Origin of the sequence: Streptomyces sp. SID5643 (assembly GCF_009872555.1) — a bacterium.
Taxonomy (GTDB): domain Bacteria; phylum Actinomycetota; class Actinomycetes; order Streptomycetales; family Streptomycetaceae; genus Streptomyces; species Streptomyces iakyrus.
The window spans coordinates 64,113-80,962 of record NZ_WWIC01000099.1 but is presented as its reverse complement, the minus strand read 5'-3'; the positions used below and the strand labels follow the sequence as shown (position 1 = coordinate 80,962).

Annotated in this window: 15 protein-coding genes; 7 read left to right on the top strand and 8 right to left on the bottom strand. The window is 71.5% G+C overall.

Translation table 11 applies throughout. The features are described from left to right. The coding region (locus tag GTY56_RS12400; RefSeq protein ID WP_272923359.1) for an SRPBCC family protein at positions 1-300 on the top strand (300 nt) is incomplete at its 5' end. A 168-nt stretch (positions 301-468) separates the two neighbouring features. On the opposite strand, the gene GTY56_RS12395 is transcribed toward GTY56_RS12400, so the two are convergent. From GTY56_RS12395 to GTY56_RS12385, 3 genes are all read right to left on the bottom strand, one after another. Beyond that, positions 469-1,089, bottom strand: a complete 621-nt coding sequence (locus tag GTY56_RS12395) for an HAD family hydrolase (RefSeq protein ID WP_161365164.1) — start codon at positions 1,087-1,089, stop codon at positions 469-471. 36 nt (positions 1,090-1,125) lie between these two features. Further along, positions 1,126-2,073 carry an LLM class flavin-dependent oxidoreductase gene (locus tag GTY56_RS12390; protein WP_161365161.1) on the bottom strand — a complete coding sequence of 316 codons (948 nt, stop codon included), beginning with the start codon at positions 2,071-2,073 and terminating at the stop codon, positions 1,126-1,128. A gap of 150 nt (positions 2,074-2,223) precedes the next feature. Then, positions 2,224-3,432 (bottom strand): MFS transporter, encoded by a 1,209-nt coding sequence (locus tag GTY56_RS12385; protein ID WP_237524684.1) that lies wholly within the window; start codon positions 3,430-3,432, stop codon positions 2,224-2,226. 90 nt (positions 3,433-3,522) lie between these two features. Here GTY56_RS12385 and GTY56_RS12380 point away from each other — a divergent pair, with 90 nt between their 5' ends. After that, positions 3,523-4,284 (top strand): DeoR/GlpR family DNA-binding transcription regulator, encoded by a 762-nt coding sequence (locus GTY56_RS12380; protein WP_161365157.1) that lies wholly within the window; start codon positions 3,523-3,525, stop codon positions 4,282-4,284. Between the two features lie 183 nt (positions 4,285-4,467). Then, positions 4,468-5,250, top strand: a complete 783-nt coding sequence (locus GTY56_RS12375) for a sulfite exporter TauE/SafE family protein (protein WP_161365154.1) — start codon at positions 4,468-4,470, stop codon at positions 5,248-5,250. 43 nt (positions 5,251-5,293) lie between these two features. On the opposite strand, the gene GTY56_RS12370 is transcribed toward GTY56_RS12375, so the two are convergent. The 3 genes from GTY56_RS12370 to GTY56_RS12360 form a co-directional block, all read right to left on the bottom strand. Next, positions 5,294-6,004: a hypothetical protein gene (locus GTY56_RS12370; protein WP_161365153.1), complete on the bottom strand. Its 711-nt coding sequence runs from the start codon at positions 6,002-6,004 to the stop codon at positions 5,294-5,296. A 432-nt stretch (positions 6,005-6,436) separates the two neighbouring features. Next, positions 6,437-8,242 (bottom strand): caspase family protein, encoded by a 1,806-nt coding sequence (locus GTY56_RS12365; RefSeq protein ID WP_161365151.1) that lies wholly within the window; start codon positions 8,240-8,242, stop codon positions 6,437-6,439. Beyond that, a complete protein-coding gene (locus GTY56_RS12360; protein WP_161365149.1) occupies positions 8,239-8,658 on the bottom strand; it encodes a hypothetical protein in 420 nt (139 codons plus the stop codon). Before GTY56_RS12360 ends, GTY56_RS12365 begins: the two co-directional genes overlap by 4 nt. A 451-nt stretch (positions 8,659-9,109) precedes the next feature. On the opposite strand from GTY56_RS12360, the gene GTY56_RS12355 reads away from it, so the two are divergent. From GTY56_RS12355 to GTY56_RS12340, 4 genes are all read left to right on the top strand, one after another. After that, positions 9,110-10,525: a family 2B encapsulin nanocompartment shell protein gene (locus GTY56_RS12355; protein WP_161365148.1), complete on the top strand. Its 1,416-nt coding sequence runs from the start codon at positions 9,110-9,112 to the stop codon at positions 10,523-10,525. 78 nt (positions 10,526-10,603) lie between these two features. Further along, positions 10,604-12,010: a family 2 encapsulin nanocompartment cargo protein terpene cyclase gene (locus GTY56_RS12350; RefSeq protein ID WP_202510059.1), complete on the top strand. Its 1,407-nt coding sequence runs from the start codon at positions 10,604-10,606 to the stop codon at positions 12,008-12,010. 28 nt (positions 12,011-12,038) lie between these two features. Beyond that, positions 12,039-12,914 (top strand): geranyl diphosphate 2-C-methyltransferase, encoded by an 876-nt coding sequence (locus tag GTY56_RS12345; RefSeq protein ID WP_161365183.1) that lies wholly within the window; start codon positions 12,039-12,041, stop codon positions 12,912-12,914. A 137-nt stretch (positions 12,915-13,051) separates the two neighbouring features. Beyond that, positions 13,052-14,584, top strand: a complete 1,533-nt coding sequence (locus tag GTY56_RS12340; RefSeq protein WP_524540097.1) for a fused MFS/spermidine synthase — start codon at positions 13,052-13,054, stop codon at positions 14,582-14,584. 27 nt (positions 14,585-14,611) lie between these two features. Here GTY56_RS12340 and GTY56_RS12335 read toward each other — a convergent pair whose 3' ends face one another. After that, positions 14,612-16,204: a glycerol-3-phosphate dehydrogenase/oxidase gene (locus tag GTY56_RS12335; RefSeq protein ID WP_161365143.1), complete on the bottom strand. Its 1,593-nt coding sequence runs from the start codon at positions 16,202-16,204 to the stop codon at positions 14,612-14,614. Then, on the bottom strand, positions 16,201-16,818 hold the full coding sequence (locus GTY56_RS12330) for a TetR/AcrR family transcriptional regulator (RefSeq protein WP_161365142.1): 618 nt from the start codon (positions 16,816-16,818) through the stop codon (positions 16,201-16,203). Before GTY56_RS12330 ends, GTY56_RS12335 begins: the two co-directional genes overlap by 4 nt. Positions 16,819-16,850: the final 32 nt, after the last annotated feature.

Genomic DNA, 16,850 nt, shown 5'->3' with positions numbered 1-16,850 from the left:
CCCGACCACGTGATCTTCCACCGGATGTACCCGGTCGCGGTCGACCGCACGATCGTCGAGTGCGACTGGCTGTACCTCAAGGGCGTGGTGGACAGCGGCCGGGACGTCAGCCGGTCCGTGGAGCTGTTCGACCGGGTCAACCGGCAGGACTTCGACGCCTGCGAGCGCTGCCAGCCGGCCATGAGCTCCCGGCTGTACGCCAAGGGCGGCGTCCTCGTGCCCAGCGAGCACCACATCGGCGCGTTCCACGACTGGGTCCAGGACCGCCTCGGCACCCGCGCGAACCTGACGGAGCGCTAGCTGATGGGCCCGTAAGGTCCCGTCTGCGGGTGGGCCCGCCCCAGGACCACACCGCGGGTCTCCCCGCCGTCACGTCCTCCCTGCGTCACGCCGACGCGCGGCTGCGTGGTCCGGCTGGAAGCGGCCCACTGACCGGCGAGCCCCGTACTCGTCACGCGGCAGCGTCGCTCATCGGGCAGGCAGCCACGCCTCGACGGCGGCCGCGAGGCCGTCCTGGCCGTCGAAGACGTGTCCGCTCATGCCGACTGCCTGTGCCGCGCGGACGTTCTCCTCACGGTCGTCGACGAAGAGGAAGTCGGCGGGCGCGGCGTGCAGGGCGACGACGCAGTGCCGGAAGGCGGCCGGGTCGGGCTTGGCCGCACGGATCCTTGAGGAGAAGGCGACGTGATCGAGGTCGCGCAGCCAGGCCTGGGCGGTGAGGAAGGCGTCCGCGTGATCTGCCGGGATGTTGGACAGCAGGGCGACCCGGGTGCGGTCTCGGAGATTCCGCACGTAGGTGACCATGCGCTCGTCGACGCGGGACCAGCTGTCGATGTCGGCGAGCCGTAGCTCTTCGATCGTGTCGGCGTCTGCGGGACGGGACAGGGCGTGCAGTACTCCGGTCCAGTACGCGGACGCGGTGTGCCGGCCGGCGTCGTAGGACGGGCGGTGGGTCCAGTAGGCCGTGGTGAAGGAGTCGAGGGCGGTGTGGCAGCGGGCGGCCATCTTCTCCAGGGCGCCCGGGCGTTGGTGGCGGGCTATGACCCCGAAGAGGTCGAAGAGCACGATGCGGCTGCGGCCGGTGGACATGAGGGGCGGTTCCCTTGCGGTCTCGGGGCGTTCGGGTCAGTGCCGGTGCGGCAGCGCGCGGGCGAGCGAGTCGAGTGCGGCCAGGCGGTCGGGGCCCGCCGGGGCGAGAACGACGCTGGTCGCACCGGCGGCGTGACGGGCGTCGATCGCCTTGCGGGCCTGGGCCGGTGTCCCGGCGATGCTCAGCGCACGGACCCAGTCGGCGGGCATCGTCCGGGCGAAGTGCCGGGCGTCGGGACTGGCGGCGCGGTGTGCGCGCAGTTCCCCGGCGAAGGGCAGGGGGTCGATGTGCGCGGCCCATTCCGGCTCGCCGACCGGCTCCAGGGCGGCGCGGACGCGGGTGAGGGCGGCTTCCTCGCCGTCGTCCACGGCGGCGGCGTCGTAGACGACGATCTCCGGAGAGCCCGCGCAGGCGGTGGGGCCCAGGTTGCGCAGGGAGGCGGTGATGTAGTCGGGTGCGGCGGGCTCGGCCAGGAGGAGCCCGTCGGCGACCTCGCCCGCGACGGCCTGCGACTTGGGGCCGCGGACGCCCAGGATCACCGGGGGGACGATGTCCGGGGTCTCGGTGACGACGACGCCTGCGCAGCGCACGTACCGGCCGTTCTCGGGGCCGGGCTCACCGGCGATGAGCAGCCGCAGTGCTCTCGCGTACTCCTTGATCAGCGTCAGGGGGCTGGCGGGCCAGGACCCGACCTGGCGCATCCAGCCGGGCATGCCGTGACCGATTCCCGCGATGAGCCGGCCGGGGTGGAGCTGGGCGAGAGTGGCCAGTTCCATCGCGGCGAAGGCCACGTTGCGGGCGCCGGCCGGCATGATCCCGATCCCGACGGTGAGGTTCGTGGTGCAGGCCAGGACGGTTGCGGCCTGGGCGACACCTCCGCGCCGGCCGAGGTCCTCCACGACCCAGACCTGGTCGAAGCCCAGCTGCTCGGCACGCCGGACATAGGGCAGCACTTCGCCGACGGGGAGATCGAGCGGCAGCATGACACCGACACGGCCCGGGGGCGGGACGTGAGGGGGACTCGGACATCGGACTCCTTCGGTCGGCTGCGGGCGTTTCGCCCCGGCCCCGGGTAAGGAGGGGAGAAGGGAGCTCGTGCGGCACGGCTGTCAGGGGCCGTGCCGCACGAGCGGTCAGTGGGTGCCGGTCATCTCGTGCCGGGGTGTGCCGGCGTCGGATCCGGTGCGCAGGACGCGGGCACCCACAGCGGTGGTCACGCACAGCAGGGTCAGCAGGACGAAGGCGTCGTTCAGGGCGACGAGGTGGGTCAGCCAGCCGATGACGGCAGGGCCGGCGAGCATGCCTACGTAGCCCAGCCCGGCCACACGTGAGACGTTGGCCCCGGCGGCGGCGGGATCGGCGTGCCCGGCCGCACTGAACAACTGCGGGACGCAGCCGGACAGGCCCAGACCGAACAGCGCCCAGCCGGTGAACGCGGCCCACATCCACGGGCCGAGGGCCACGAGCGTGATCCCGACGGCGGCCATGGCCGCGCCGTGGCGCAGGATCGCGGGGGAACCGAACCGGGTGACGAAGCGGTCGGCGAGCAGGCGGCCGATGGTCATGGCCGCGGCGAAGGTGCCGTACGCAAGGGCCGCCGTGCCGGCGGGCGCACCCAGGACGTCCTTCATGTGCAGGGCGCTCCAGTCGTTGGCGGCGCCTTCGCACAGCATCACCATCAGTGCCAGGACGGCCAGCATCCACACCCGGCCCGTGGTGCCGCCGCGCTCGACGACCGGTGACGCCTCGGCGTCCCGCGCGGAGCCCGGGCTCTCGACGGCGGGAGCGGCGGGCAGCAGGGCACGCGCCGAGGCCAGGGCGACCGCGACGCCCGCGGCTCCGACGGCGGCCATGCCGGTGGCCGAATTCAGGCCGGCGCTCGCCACGCCCGCTCCGGCGAGCGCGGCGAGGACACCGCCGACGGAGAAGGTGGCGTGGAAGCCGGACATCACGGGGCGGCCGTACGCCTTCTCCACGTACACGGCATGGGCGTTCATGCTGACGTCGAGGAAGCCATTGCTCAGACCGAAGACCAGCAGCGCGGCGCCCAGCGTCCACGGATCGTTGGCGAGGCCGGGCAGGAACAGGGTCGCGCCGCAGAGGACGCCGCCCGCGGGCACCAGGGTGCGGGTGCCGAGGCGGTCGGTCAGGGGACCCGCCACCTGCATGCCCACGAAGGCCCCGATCCCGAGCACCACCAGCAGGCCGCCGAGCGTGGCGTGGCTGATGCCCACGCGCTCCTCGATCGCGGGGATCTGCACCACCCAGGTGCCCATCAAGGTGCCGCACAGGACGAAGTACACATAGGTCGCCACACGGGCGGCTCGCAGGGAACGTTCCATGCCGCCCACCGTAACGAACATTTGTAGTGTTTGAAAGACGGGTTAATGAACAAGTTGAGTGTTCGTTTCCCGGTGGTGTTCAATCGCGCTATGAGCAATGCAGACCGGCACGGGCTGATCGCGAAGGCCGTCAGGGACTCCGGGGAAGCCACGGTCCAGGAACTCGCGGAGCTGACCGGCGCCTCGGAGATGACCATCCGGCGCGACCTCGACACCCTCGCCGCCCAGGGGGTCCTCGAACGCGTCCGTGGAGGGGCACGCACCCTGCTGCTCCGGGGCGAGGAGCCCCCGTTCGCGCTGCGCGCCCACGAGGCGGTCGACGCCAAACGCCGGATCGCCGCCGGGATCTCCGCACTCATCGCGGACGGCGAGAGCGTCCTGCTGGACAGCGGCACCACGTGTCTGGAGGTCGGTCGCCTCCTGCGCGAGCGGCCCGTCACCGTGATGCCCCTGTCCCTCCAGGCCATCCACCTGTTCGCCGAGACACCCGGCCCGGCCACACTGGTCGTGCCCGGTGGACAGCCCCGGTCCGCCGAAGGAGCCCTCACCGGCCCCCTCACCCTCGCCTCCCTGGCCGCCCTTCGCTTCGACACCGCCGTCATCGGCTGCTGCGGGCTCACCGCGGCCGACGGCCTGACCGCCTACGACCTCGACGACGCCGCGGTGAAGAAGGCGGGCATCGCCTCCGCCCGCCGCGTCATCGGCGCCGCCGACGCGAGCAAGCTCGGCCACACCGCCTACGCCTACGTCGGCCCCGCCGCCCTTCTGCACACCCTCGTCACCGACTCCACGGCGGCCGCCGGTGAAGTCACCGCACTCGAAGACGGCGGCACCGTGGTGCGGACCGTCTGACAGCCCCTCTCGCCCCGCCGACGCCGACGGGACCGGGGCCGTCTCAGAGGTGCTGCTCGGCGGCCCGGGAGCGGTGGTACCCGTCCGTGCCGCTGCCGCCCGTGAACATCTCGTTGCCGACACGTCCTGCCGGCGCGGGGGCGTCGATACTGGCCGGGTTTGCAGTGAGGGGCGGGAGGCCGGATGGACGGGGCGGTGGGGGCGGGGCTGGTCGCCGGCTTGCTGATCGCGATGGTGACCGCGCCGGCCGGAGTGTCCGGAGCGGTGTTCCTTCTGCCCGTTCAGCTGAGCGTCTTCGGCGTGCCCAGCCCGGCGATCACGCCGACGAACCTGCTGTTCAACGTGGTGGCCGGGCCGGGCGCCCTCTGGCGGTACCGTCGCGACGGCGCTCTGCGCGGCGGCCTGGCCCGGCGCCTGGTCGCCGGCACGCTCCCCGGCGTCGTGCTCGGCGCCGCGCTGCGTGTCTTCGCTCTGCCCGGACCAGGTGTCTTCCGGCTCCTGATCGCCGCCCTGCTCCTGCCGCTCGGGGTGTGGCTCTGTGTCCGCACCCTGGGCCGCTCCCGCGGCCGTTCCGCCGCGGCGGAGCCGTCCCCGGTGACGCTGACCGCTCTGGCCGTGGCCGTGGGGGTGGTCGGAGGGATCTACGGCATCGGCGGCGGATCCCTCTTCGGACCGATCCTCGCCGCCCGGGGTCTGCCCATGACGCGGGTGGCGCCGGCCGCTCTCGCCGCGACGTTCGCCACCTCGGTCGTCGGCGCCGGTGTGTACGCGCTGCTCTCCCTGATCAGCGTCGGCGACGTCGCTCCCGACTGGTGGCTCGGGCTCGCCTGCGGACTGGGCGGCCTGGTCGGCGGCTATATCGGCGCCCGCCTGCAGCCCCGCCTGCCGGAGACGGGCCTGCGCCTCCTCCTCGGCGGCCTGGCTGCAGGCCTGGGCATCCTCTACGCCGTGCAGGCCCTGGCCTGAGGCGCCGAGTCCGTCGCGGTGCGTCCGAGGGCCGGACGCACTGTCAGTTGTCTGTGCCCTTGGGCTTCGCTTCGGTCTCGGACGCGGCCGCCGGTTCCGAGGCAGGGGCGGTGTAGAAGACGGACCTGCCCTGCTTGGACCGCTCGGCCTGGCTCTTGGCCACGAGTCCTTCCAGCGTGACGCGTACGACCTTGGCCGCGATGCCGCGGTCGGGGTGGGCCTCACCGAGGGCGGTGGAGACCTCCGCCGCGGAGCGAGGTTCCTTCTGCTCGGCGAGATGGCGCCGGATGAGCTCGACGAGAGTGGGCTCGGGCGCCTTGGCGCCGTCCGTCGCCTTGGCCGCGGGCTTCTTGGCCGCGGGCTTCGCGACTGCCGGCTTCGCTGCTGCCGGCTTACCCGCAGAAGGATTACCGGCTGCCGGCTTCTTGGCTGCCTTCTTCGCCGGCGCGGCCGTGGACTTACGTGTCCTCTGCTTCTCACCGGCCGCCGGACCGGTCTTCTTCCGGCGCGGGGAAGGCAGCACAGCACTCTCGGCCCCGGCCGCGGACCCGTTCGGCGGCGTGGTGATGCCGAGGGCCTGCTGCATGCTCTTCAGCACGTCGTGGTCGTGCTGGAGGGCGGCGAGCTGCTCCTGAAGGGTGGTGATCTCCGCTCCGATACGTTCCTGTTCCTTGACGTTCGCTTCGAGATCGCCGGTCACCTGGGCGATGTACTGCGATGCCAGTTCGGTGGCGGGAGTCTTTGTCTCGGGCATGGCACTGACCTTTCCTCGGCGTCGAAGGCAAGCTGCGGTGATGCCTGTCCCAGGGCGGGCTTCGGTGGCCCGGTGGGCGGAGTTGTGCGTCCCGCGAGCTGCCCTGGTGAGAGATGGTACGGACATGGGAGGCCAGTTGTTCCCGCTGAGCGGTGTCCTCTTTCCCGGCGCCTGACGCGCAACAGCGACCGTCGGCGACAACGGGCGGAGTTCAGGCCCGAGTTGGTGTCTCGCCCCGTCTCCCGGCCTTCAGACATCCCCTTCGCCGGGACCCGAAGAATCACCCGACACCCGACGTCGGTGGTCGGGCCCGACTCGAAACCGGCGCGCAGGAGTTCGGCTCGCTCCGGCAGGCCGATACAGGCCGATGCAGGCTCACGGGCCCCGGGAAGGGAGGAGGGGAGGGGCGCTGCCGGGGCCACCTCCGGTGAGTCACCAGTGGCGGCTGCCCACCAGGTAGGCGATGCCCGCCAGGGCGGCCAGGATCAGCGCGGGGATCGCCAGCCCTTTCGCGATGGAGGTCAGCGTGTGCGTACTGCTCGCCGCCTGCCTCGTGTAGTGCTGGCGCCGTGTTCCCAGGTCGTGCCGGGCGACCGCGCCGACCACCAGTGCCACCGCGCCGGTGACCAGACACACCACGAGGGGCGTGAGCGCTCCGTACTCACGGACGTTTGCCTCGATGGTGCCGCGTACCCCTTCCTCACCTCGTTCGACGATGGCTGTCACCGCCTTCTGCAAGGCCAGTACGAATGTGCCGATGGACCCGACGGCCAGGGCGAGGGCGGCACCGGCAAGGACGGGGGCGCGTCTGCCCGTTCTACGAGCGGAGGCAGTGGTCTCGGGCGGCTTCCCGGGACGGGGCGGGGTGCCCGGGGGCCCGACGACCACCGTGTGCTGCTTGTCGCCCCCTCCATGAGACGGCTCCGGGGGACCGTTCGAGGTGCCGGGTTCGGGCCCCGTGCCCCCGATCCCCTGTGCCGGGGCCACCTCCGCTTCGACATGGATCACCGACTCGTCGGCCACACCCTTCAGAACGATGTCACCCGACAGACGCCCTTCGCGCGCCGTGTCGACGTGGACCTCCAGGCCGCCGTCGGTCGGATCGACCCGCAGCCACGACTGTCTGGGCTGGGCCACGCAGTGTCGGGCCAGCGGCGGGCCGTGCATGGTCACGGACTGCTTGCGGGGAGCGGAACCCTTCGACAGCACGCCGAAGTCCAGGTGATCCGGGGACGGTGCCAGCCGGATCTTGCCCAAGGCGTCGGACGCCATGACGGCGATCTGCTGGATGTCGTTGCGCGCGACCTCCTCCAGGTGCTGACGTGCCCCTTCCGCCACGGGCAGTTCCGTGTGCTGCAGTCGTTTCTGCAACTCCAGTACGGCACCCTGCCGGGTGAGGAACTCCTCGCTGTTCAGGGCGGTCTGCAGGGAGGGCGGCGAGGGAACGGCAACGATCTTGATGCGACCGCGCCGGCTGTGCGCCAGGTGCAGCTCCCCGTGCAGCTCCGCTGCCTTCTTCGGCGTCTGATGGGGGTTCTGCTCCCGCACCTGTCTGTAGACGTACTCATACAGGTCGTCGAGGGAGACCTTGCCGTCCGCGTCGAGGTCGGCCTCGCCGGTCTCCAGGCCCTCGACCACCGCGTGCGTGAACACCGAAGGCCGCGGAGCGGAGGAGTCGTCCGCGAGCCGGCTGCCCTCGAAGGCGTACTCCATGGAGTCGGACGCGGTGATGACGGCCCAGCCCCGCCCGGTGACCGGCTCGTCCTTCGCGAAGGACTCCAGGACGTTGACGTCGCCGGCCGCGCGCACGGAGGACGAGCCCCGGGAGAAGGCACCGCCGTAGCAGCAGTCGAGGAACAGCACACTGCGGCCCGCCCGTGTGACGGACATGCAACTGCGGACGAACTCGGAGGGGACCGCCGTGGCGGCCAGCAGCGGGGGCTCGGTGTCGCTCGCGGCGAAGTACAGCTCGCCCGACTCGCTCTTGAGGCCGTGGCAGGAGAAGTGCAGCAGGAGCGTGTCGGCGCGGCGGCGGTCGTTGAAGAAGCCCTGGATGCGCCTGCGCATGACATCGGCGGACGCGTTGTGCACGACCTCCACCTCGAAGTCGCCGATCTGCGGGTCGTGCAGCACCTTCTCGAGTGCCGCGGCGTCCTGGACGGGCGACCTGAGTTTCTTGAGCCCCTGGTCGGTGTACCGGTCGTTGGCGATGATCATCGCGTGCCTGGAATCCGTCATGGTTCGGCTCCAGCCGGGGAATGGCGCTGGACGAAGATCTCGAACGCCTTCGCGACCTGGTCGTCGGTCGCCTCGGACACCTCCAGCACGTCGTCGCCCATCCGCAGGTGCAAGGACGGGTGCGTTTCGTGGCGACGGCCCATCCACGACCGGATGACGGTCATCACCTGGTTCAGTGCGGTCGCCGAGCTGCCCAGGGTCACCAGCAGGGCACCGATCTGAGTGACGTCCACGGCCCGCGCTCCGGGAGGGACCTCCCCGCCGGGAAGCGTCGTGACGTCGTCCACGTCGAGGTCGAGCAGTTCCTGACGCAGGTAGCCGGTCAGTTCGGCGACGCGTTCCGCTTCCGCGTCCTCCTCGGTGAGGAGGATGTGCAGTTCGTTCTCCACCGTGTCAGCCCCTTCGTTCGTGCTCATCGGGGCGGCGCAGAGGTCGAGGTATCGGTGGGCTCTACGTCATCATTTACAGTTTCCGCTGCTCAGAGCCGGGTGGCAAGTCACCCACGGCAGAATGAATTTCACGCTTCAACGGTAAGGTTCCGCATTCAACTTGGTGCGGCTCGCCGTCGGCGAGGTTCCGTCGGCGAGGTTCCGTCGGTGCCCCGGTGCCCCGGTGCCCCGGTGCCCCGGTGCGCCGCCGACGGGGCGATGCCGCGTGACGGGCCGATAAACCGCATCCAACTGATTGTCACTGCTTCGAGGTAAGCATCTCGTCTCCCTGGTGGTTGCGGCCCGTCCAGCGGCTAGCTTTCTGCAGGTGGAGGGATCGCCGTGATCCTTCCCGCCCGTTGCCCGCTCCTCCCTGTCTCCCGGTCGGCGCATCCGTGTGCGCCGGACGCCCCGTCGTGCAAGGAGAGACTCCCTCCCGATGACCGTCGACAGCATCCCGGAAACCCGGACCACGCCCGACGCGGCGCAGCAGTCTCTGAGCACCGCCGCCGCCCGCAACCTCGCCACCACCACCAAGTCCGCCCCGCAGATGCAGGAGATCACCTCCCGCTGGCTGTTGCGGATGCTGCCCTGGGTCGAGGCCGAGGGAGGCGCCTACCGGGTCAACCGGCGGCTGCGCCACACCCTCGGTGACGGACGCATCGAGTTCGTCCAGGAGGGCGCGACGGTCCGGGTGATCCCCAGAGAACTCGGTGAACTGGCCCTGCTGCGCGGATTCGAGGACATCGGCGTCCTCACCGCCCTCGCCGACCGCTGCACGCAGCACGACTTCTCGGCGGGTGACGTCCTCGTCGAGCGCGGCAGTCCCGCCGACCGGATCCACCTGATCGCACACGGCCGGGTCCGCCGGACCTCCGCGGGCAAGTACGGCGGAGAGGTCGCCATCGCGGTCCTCGCGGACGGCGATCATTTCGGTGAGAGCGCCCTGCTGGACTCCGACGCCCGCCACGACAGCACGGCCACCGCCGAGACCTCCGGCACCCTCCTCACGCTCTCCCGTTCCGACTTCGCCGCGGTGCAGGCCTCGGCGCCCGCCCTCCGGGCCCACGTCGAGGCGTTCGCCTCCCGTTCACGACTCCGGCAGAACAAGCACGGCGAGGCCGAGATCGCCCTGTCGGCCGGCCACGTCGGCGAGACCGACCTGCCGGGCACCTTCGTCGACTACGAACAGCACCCGCGCGAGTACGAACTCTCCGTCGCCCAGACCGTACTCAGGATCCACACCCGGGTCGCCGACCTCTACAACGGTCCGATGAACCAGAGCGAGGAGCAACTCCGGCTCACCATCGAGGCGTTGCGGGAGCGCCAGGAACACGAGCTCATCAACAACCGAGAGTTCGGACTGCTGCACAACGCCGACTTCAAGCAGCGCATCCAGCCCCGTTCCGGCCCGCCCACACCGGACGACATGGACGATCTGCTCTGCCGCAGGCGTGGCACCAGATTGTTCCTCGCCCACCCCAGGACCATCGCGGCCATCGGGCGGGGCTTCAACGCCTGCGGTCTCTATCCCGACCACGTCGACCTCGGCGGACAGTCCGTGCCCGCCTGGCGCGGCGTGCCCATCCTGCCCTGCAACAAGATCCCCATCAGCAAGGAGCAGACCAGCTCCATCATCGCGATGCGCATCGGCGAGAAGAACCAGGGCGTCATCGGTCTGCGGCAGACCGGACTGCCGGACGAGTACGAACCGGGGCTCTCGGTGCGGTTCATGGGCATCAACGAACAGGCGATCAACTCCTACCTCGTCAGCACCTACTACTCCGCCGCCGTGCTCCTCCCCGACGCCCTCGGCGTCATGGAGAACGTGCAGATCGCTTCCAGACCGCGCTGAAGCCCTGATCCGCCGAAGGCCCACGCCTGACACCCCGCACGACGGAGCGCCCACCCCCACCGCAGCAAGGAGCTGCCGATGCCCGACTCCGGGCCCCTCGCATCACCCCTGCCCGAACAGCGGCCGACGCCCCCCACGGCCACGACGGACGCTTCCACGGCTGTACCGGGCATCCCCACAGCCATACCGGACGCCCCAACAGCCGTACCGGGCACCCCCGCAGCCGTACCGGACGCCCCCGCGCCGGTGGCCCCAGGCCTTCCGGCCACGCCCGCCGTCCGGCACTTTCTCGCCGCACTGCATCCGCCGGTCACGATCACGGCCCCGTCACCGCCCCCGACGGCCGCCCCCGTACGGAACACGCCTGACGCGGCCGAGGCCGGCTCGGCGCTCCGGCGGGTCCTGCGCGGGCCCACCGGACCTGGTACGGCCTCGCTGTCCGTCGCCGAGAGGTTCCCGGCTCCGCTCCCGGATCCGGAGCCTCCGGCCCCCGCCCCGCCCGCCGAGGGGCGAGCCGTCCCCGGCCTCTACCACCACCCCGTCCCGGAACCCGACCCCGTACGCGTCGAGGAGGTGAGCCGGCGGATCAAGCACTGGGCCGAGGACGAGATCCAGCTCTACCCCGAGGAATGGGAGAAGCAGTTCGACGGGTTCTCCGTCGGCCGCTACATGGTCGCCTGCCATCCCGACGCCCCGACGGTCGACCACCTGATGCTCGCCACGCGGCTCATGGTCGCGGAGAACGCGGTGGACGACTGCTACTGCGAGGACCACGGCGGCTCACCCGTCGGCCTCGGCGGGCGTCTGCTCCTCGCACACACGGCGATCGACCACTTCCACACGACCGCCGAGTACGCGCCGGCCTGGCTGGAGTCGCTCGGGTCGGATGCCCCGCGCCGGGCGTACCGCAGTGCGATGGACTACTTCGTCCGTGCGGCCACGCCCTCCCAGTCCGACCGCTACCGGCACGACATGGCCCGGCTGCACCTGGGCTACCTCGCCGAGGCCGCCTGGGCGCAGACCGGCCACGTCCCGGAGGTGTGGGAGTACCTGGCGATGCGCCAGTTCAACAACTTCCGCCCCTGCCCCACGATCACCGACACCGTCGGCGGCTACGAACTGCCCGCGGACCTGCACGCCCGGCCGGACATGCAACGGGTCATCGCCCTCGCCGGCAACGCGACCACCATCGTCAACGACCTCTACTCGTACACCAAGGAACTCAACAGCCCAGGCCGCCACCTGAACCTGCCGGTGGTGATCGCGGAACGCGAGCAACTCTCCGAGCGCGACGCCTATCTGAAGGCCGTCGAGGTCCACAACGAACTCCAGCACGCCTTCGAGGCCGCCGCGGCCGACCTCGCGGCGGACTGCCCCCTGCCCGCCGTGCTGCGCTTCCTCAAGGGCGTGGCCGCCTGGGTCGACGGCAACCACGACTGGCACCGCACCAACACCTACCGCTACAGCCTGCCCGACTTCTGGTAAGGAACGGACCTTTTCTGTGACCACTGAGATGACGACCGAAACGACCTCCACCGCCTCCGTGAAGATCCCGGCACCGGCGACGCCGTACCAGGGGGACATCGCCCGCTACTGGAACAACGAGGCACGGCCGGTCAACCTCCGCCTCGGTGACGTGGACGGGCTCTACCACCACCACTACGGCATCGGCGAGGTGGACCGGGCCGCGCTCGGCGACCCGGCCCACAGCGAGTACGAGAAGAAGCTCATCGCGGAGCTGCACCGCCTGGAGTCGGCGCAGGCAGAGGTCCTCCTGGACCACCTCGGCCCCGTCGGGCCTGGCGACACCCTCGTCGACGCCGGCTGCGGGCGCGGCGGCTCCATGGTCATGGCCCACCGCCGCTTCGGCTGCAAGGTCGAAGGCGTCACCCTCTCCGCCACCCAGGCGGACTTCGGCAACAGGCGGGCACGGGAACTGCGGATCGAGGACCACGTCCGCTCCCGCGTGTGCAACATGCTCGACACGCCCTTCGAGAAGGGCAGCATCGCCGCTTCGTGGAACAACGAGTCGAGCATGTACGTCGACCTCGGCGACCTGTTCGCCGAGCACTCCCGCTTCCTGCGGGTGGGCGGCCGCTACGTGACGATCACCGGCTGCTGGAACCCCCGCTACGGCCAGCCGTCCAAATGGGTCTCCCAGATCAACGCCCACTTCGAGTGCAACATCCACTCCCGCCGCGAATACCTGCGCGCCATGGCCGACAACCGGCTCGTGCCGCAGGCCGTCGTCGACCTCACTCCGGACACCCTGCCCTACTGGGAGTTGCGGGCCACGTCCTCGCTGGTCACCGGGATCGAGAAGGCGTTCATCGAGTCCTACCGGGACGGCTCCTTCCAGTACGTCCTGATCGCGGCCGACCGCGTCTGACCCGGCCTCGCGGAGCCGGGGCCCTCACCGCAGGCCCCGGCCCTGCGAGTTGGATGCCGTCAGTCCTCAACCTCCGCAGCGGTATGAGGATGTGAACGGTGCCGTTCCGTCGATGACCCCGTGCGAGAATGTCGCCCGTGACCGGATCGTCTACGTCGCCCGTCGTCGAGAGCACACCCCGTGACGGTCTGGGTCCCCGTACCGCCGCGATACTGGTGTTCGGGTCCTCGGCGGCGGTTCTGGTGGTCGAGATCGTCGCCCTGCGGCTGCTGGCTCCCTACCTCGGCCTGACCCTCGAGACCAGCACCATGGTGATCGGCATCGCGCTCACGGCCATCGCCTTCGGCTCCTGGCTGGGCGGCGTCATCGCCGACCAGGTCGATCCGCGTCGACTGATCGGCCCTTCGCTCGGGGTGTCCGGAGCGGTGGTGGCGCTCACCCCCGCGGTGCTGCGGAGCACGGCGGAGTGGGCACCGGCGGTGCTCCTGGTCATCGCGTCGCTGACCATCCTGGTGCCGGGTGCGCTGCTCTCCGCGGTGACGCCGTTCGTCACGAAGCTGCGCCTCACCAGCCTGGCGGAGACCGGTACGGTGGTCGGCCGGCTTTCGGGCATCGGCACCGTGGGCGCCATCGTCGGCACCGTGCTCACCGGCTTCGTCCTCGTGTCGCGGTTGCCGGTCAGCGGCATCCTGCTCGGGCTCGGAGCACTGCTGGTGGCCGGCTCGGCTTGGGTCGAGTGGCGAACGCGCGGATGGACCGGTGCCCCGGCCCTGGCACTCGTCGTCGCCGCCGGCGGCCTCGCCGCCACGGTCGCGCCCGGGGGCTGCGACGTGGAGACCAAGTACCACTGCGCACGCGTCGTCGCGGACCCCGGCGAGCGCGACGGCCGCACGCTCGTCCTGGACGGCCTGCGGCACTCCTACGTCGACCTCGACGACCCGACCCATCTGGAGTTCGAGTACGTGCGCGCCGTCGCGTCGGTGGTCGACGCCGGCTTCCCGCAGGGCGAACCACTGGTCGCCCACCACCTGGGCGGTGGCGGGCTCACCCTTCCCCGCTACCTCGCGGCCACGCGCCCCGGAACACGAAGCCTCGTCTCCGAGATCGACGGCGGAGTCGTGCGCATCAACCACGAACGGCTCGGTCTGCGGCCGGAGGCCGGCATCGACGTGCGTGTGGAGGACGGCAGGCTCGGCCTGCGGCGGCTCGAAACCGACAGCCGTGACCTCGTCGTCGGCGACGCCTTCGGTGGCGTCAGCGTGCCGTGGCACCTCACCACCGTGGAAGCGATGGCCGATGTCCGACGGGTGCTCGACGAGGGTGGCCTGTACGTGGCCAACCTCATCGATCACGGTGACATGGAGTTCGCCCGCGCCGAAGTGGCCACGCTCGGCGAGACCTTCCCGCACGTCGCGCTCCTCGGCGAGCCCGCCGACATCGGCCTGGGCCCGGCCGCCGCGTCCCAGGGCGGCAACCCGGTGGTGCTCGCCTCCGACCGGCCGGTCGACCTCCGGGCGGTCCAGCGAGCGCTTGACGCCCGGCACACCGGATGGAAGATCGCCACCGGCGAGGATCTCACCTCCTGGACCGGCGCGGCCCGGCTCCTCACCGACGATCACGCACCCGTGGACCAGCTCCTGCAACCCAACAGCCCGCAGAACGGCCGGTGAGCGGGCCGGACCAGGCCACCGGCCTCTTCACCGGCCTCTGCTTCCCGCGCCCAGGGCTTCGCCCACCAGCTCGCGTACGGCCCTCGACGCCTCGGCCCGGTCCGCCGGGACCAGTCCGATGCGCGTGCGGCGGTCGAGCAGGTCGGCTTCGTCCAGGGCGCCCTCGTGCCGTACCGCCCACAGCAGTTCGGCCCCGGTCACCGCATGGCCGGGCACGACGGGCTCGCCCAGCCGCGGGTCCTGCTCGGCCAGGGCGTGCACCGCCGGCGCTTCGGTGCCGTAGCGCTGGACGAGGCGGCGGGGTGCGCGCAGCGCGGCGAGTGTCCGGGGGGCCGCGGCACCCACCAGCGGGAGCGTGGCGGTGGGGGAGGGGCCGGCGGGCAGGCCGCGTGCGTCGACCACGGCGTTCACGGCGTCCTCGGCCATCCGGCGATAGGTGGTGAGCTTGCCGCCGACCACACTGACCACGCCGTCCGGCGAGGTCAGGACCGCGTGCCGGCGGGAGATGTCGGCCGTGCGGGAGGGGGTGCCGGGCTGTCCGGCGGGGGTGGTGTCCAAAAGGGGGCGCAGTCCGGCGAACGCGCCGACGACGTCGCTGCGACGGACCGGGACGTCGAGGACCGACCCGAGGACGTCGAGCAGGAAGCCGATGTCCGTCTCCGGCACCTCGGGGACGTCGGGAACAGGCCCGTCCAGGGGCTCGTCGGTGAGCCCGACGTAGACCCTGCCGTCGTCCTGGGGCAGGACGAGGACGAACCGGTTGGTCTCGCCGGGGACGGGGATGTGCAGACCGGCGGGCAGCGGGCCGATGTCCTGCGAGCGCAGGACGATGTGGGTGCCGCGGGAGGGCCGGACCCTGATGCCCGCCACGAGGTCACCGGCCCACACACCGGACGCGTTGATCACCGCCCGGGCCCGGATCTCGCCCTCCTCACCGGTGAGTTCGTCGCGTACGCGCGCCCCGGACGCGGAGAGTTCCAGGGCCCGTGCACGGGTCAGTACGCGGGCTCCCCGGGCGGCGGCGGTGCGGGCGAGGGCGGTCACCAGACGGGCGTCGTCGGTGAGCCGCCCGTCCCAGGACAGCAGGCCGCCGCGCAGCTCCGCGTGGCGCAGCGCCGGAGCCAGGTGCCGGGTCTCGACGGGAGAGAGCCGGCGCGGGGCGGGCAGCGTGGCGCGAGCCGTGCGGGCCGACAGCCGCAGGGCGTCACCGGCCCGGAAACCGGCCCAGGCGAGAGCGGCCTGGCCGCGCGAGACGAGTCCGGTCAGGGGCAGCACGAACGGCTGGGCGCGCACTAGGTGGGGTGCCGTCCGTTCCATCAGCACGCCGCGTTCCACCGCGCTCTCGTGGGCGACGTCCAACTGCGCCGAGGCCAGGTAGCGCAGCCCGCCGTGGATGAGCTTGGAGCTCCAGCGCGACGTGCCGAACGCGAGGTCGTGGGCGTCGACCGCGACGACGTCGAGACCGCGGGCGGCGGCGTCGAGGGCCGCTCCGGCTCCGGTCGCGCCGAGGCCGACGACCAGCACGTCCACCACGCGCCCGTCGGTCGCCTCGGTCAGGTCGCGCGTGCGCCGCGCGGCGGACAGGGAGGCCCCGGCGGCGGGGGTGCCGGTCAGGCTCATGGGGTGAGGGTCCTCTCCAGAACGGTGCGCAGTTCGGCGAGGAAGGCCGCGCTCGTGAGCTCGGGGTCGTCCTCGTCGGTCATGGTGCGCAGGGACAGGGCGAAGGACTGGAGGACCAGCAGGACGGTCCGGGCCTGGCGATCGGCGGGGGCCACACGCACCGAGCCGTCCGCGTGTCCCTCCCGGAGCGCCCCGGCGAGCAGCTCCAGCAGGGCCTCCTGGCTCGCGCCGCGCCGGTCCAGCACGTAGGGCAGGAGCAGTTCGGGATCGACGTCGACGATCTTCTGGAAGAGCGGGTGGGCGCGGAAGGCCTCCACGCCCGCCACCAGGCCGTCGATCAGGGGCGGGAGCGTGCCCACATCGGGCCGGCTCTCGGGCATGGCTCCGGTCGCGACGGCGATCCACTCGCGCGTCATGAGATCACCGACCAGGGAACGGACGTCGGGCCAGCGGCGGTAGAGCGTCATCCGTGAGACGCCTGCGCGGCGGGCCACGTCGGTCATGGTCGTACGGCGGACACCGACGGCGAGGACGCAGTCCCGGACGGCGTCGAGCACCACGTCGTTGTCGGAGGACTTCTGCTGAGCCGAGCTGTTGTGACGATTAGGCGTCATGTGTAACAGTGTAACGCCCGAGGCCGCTCCAG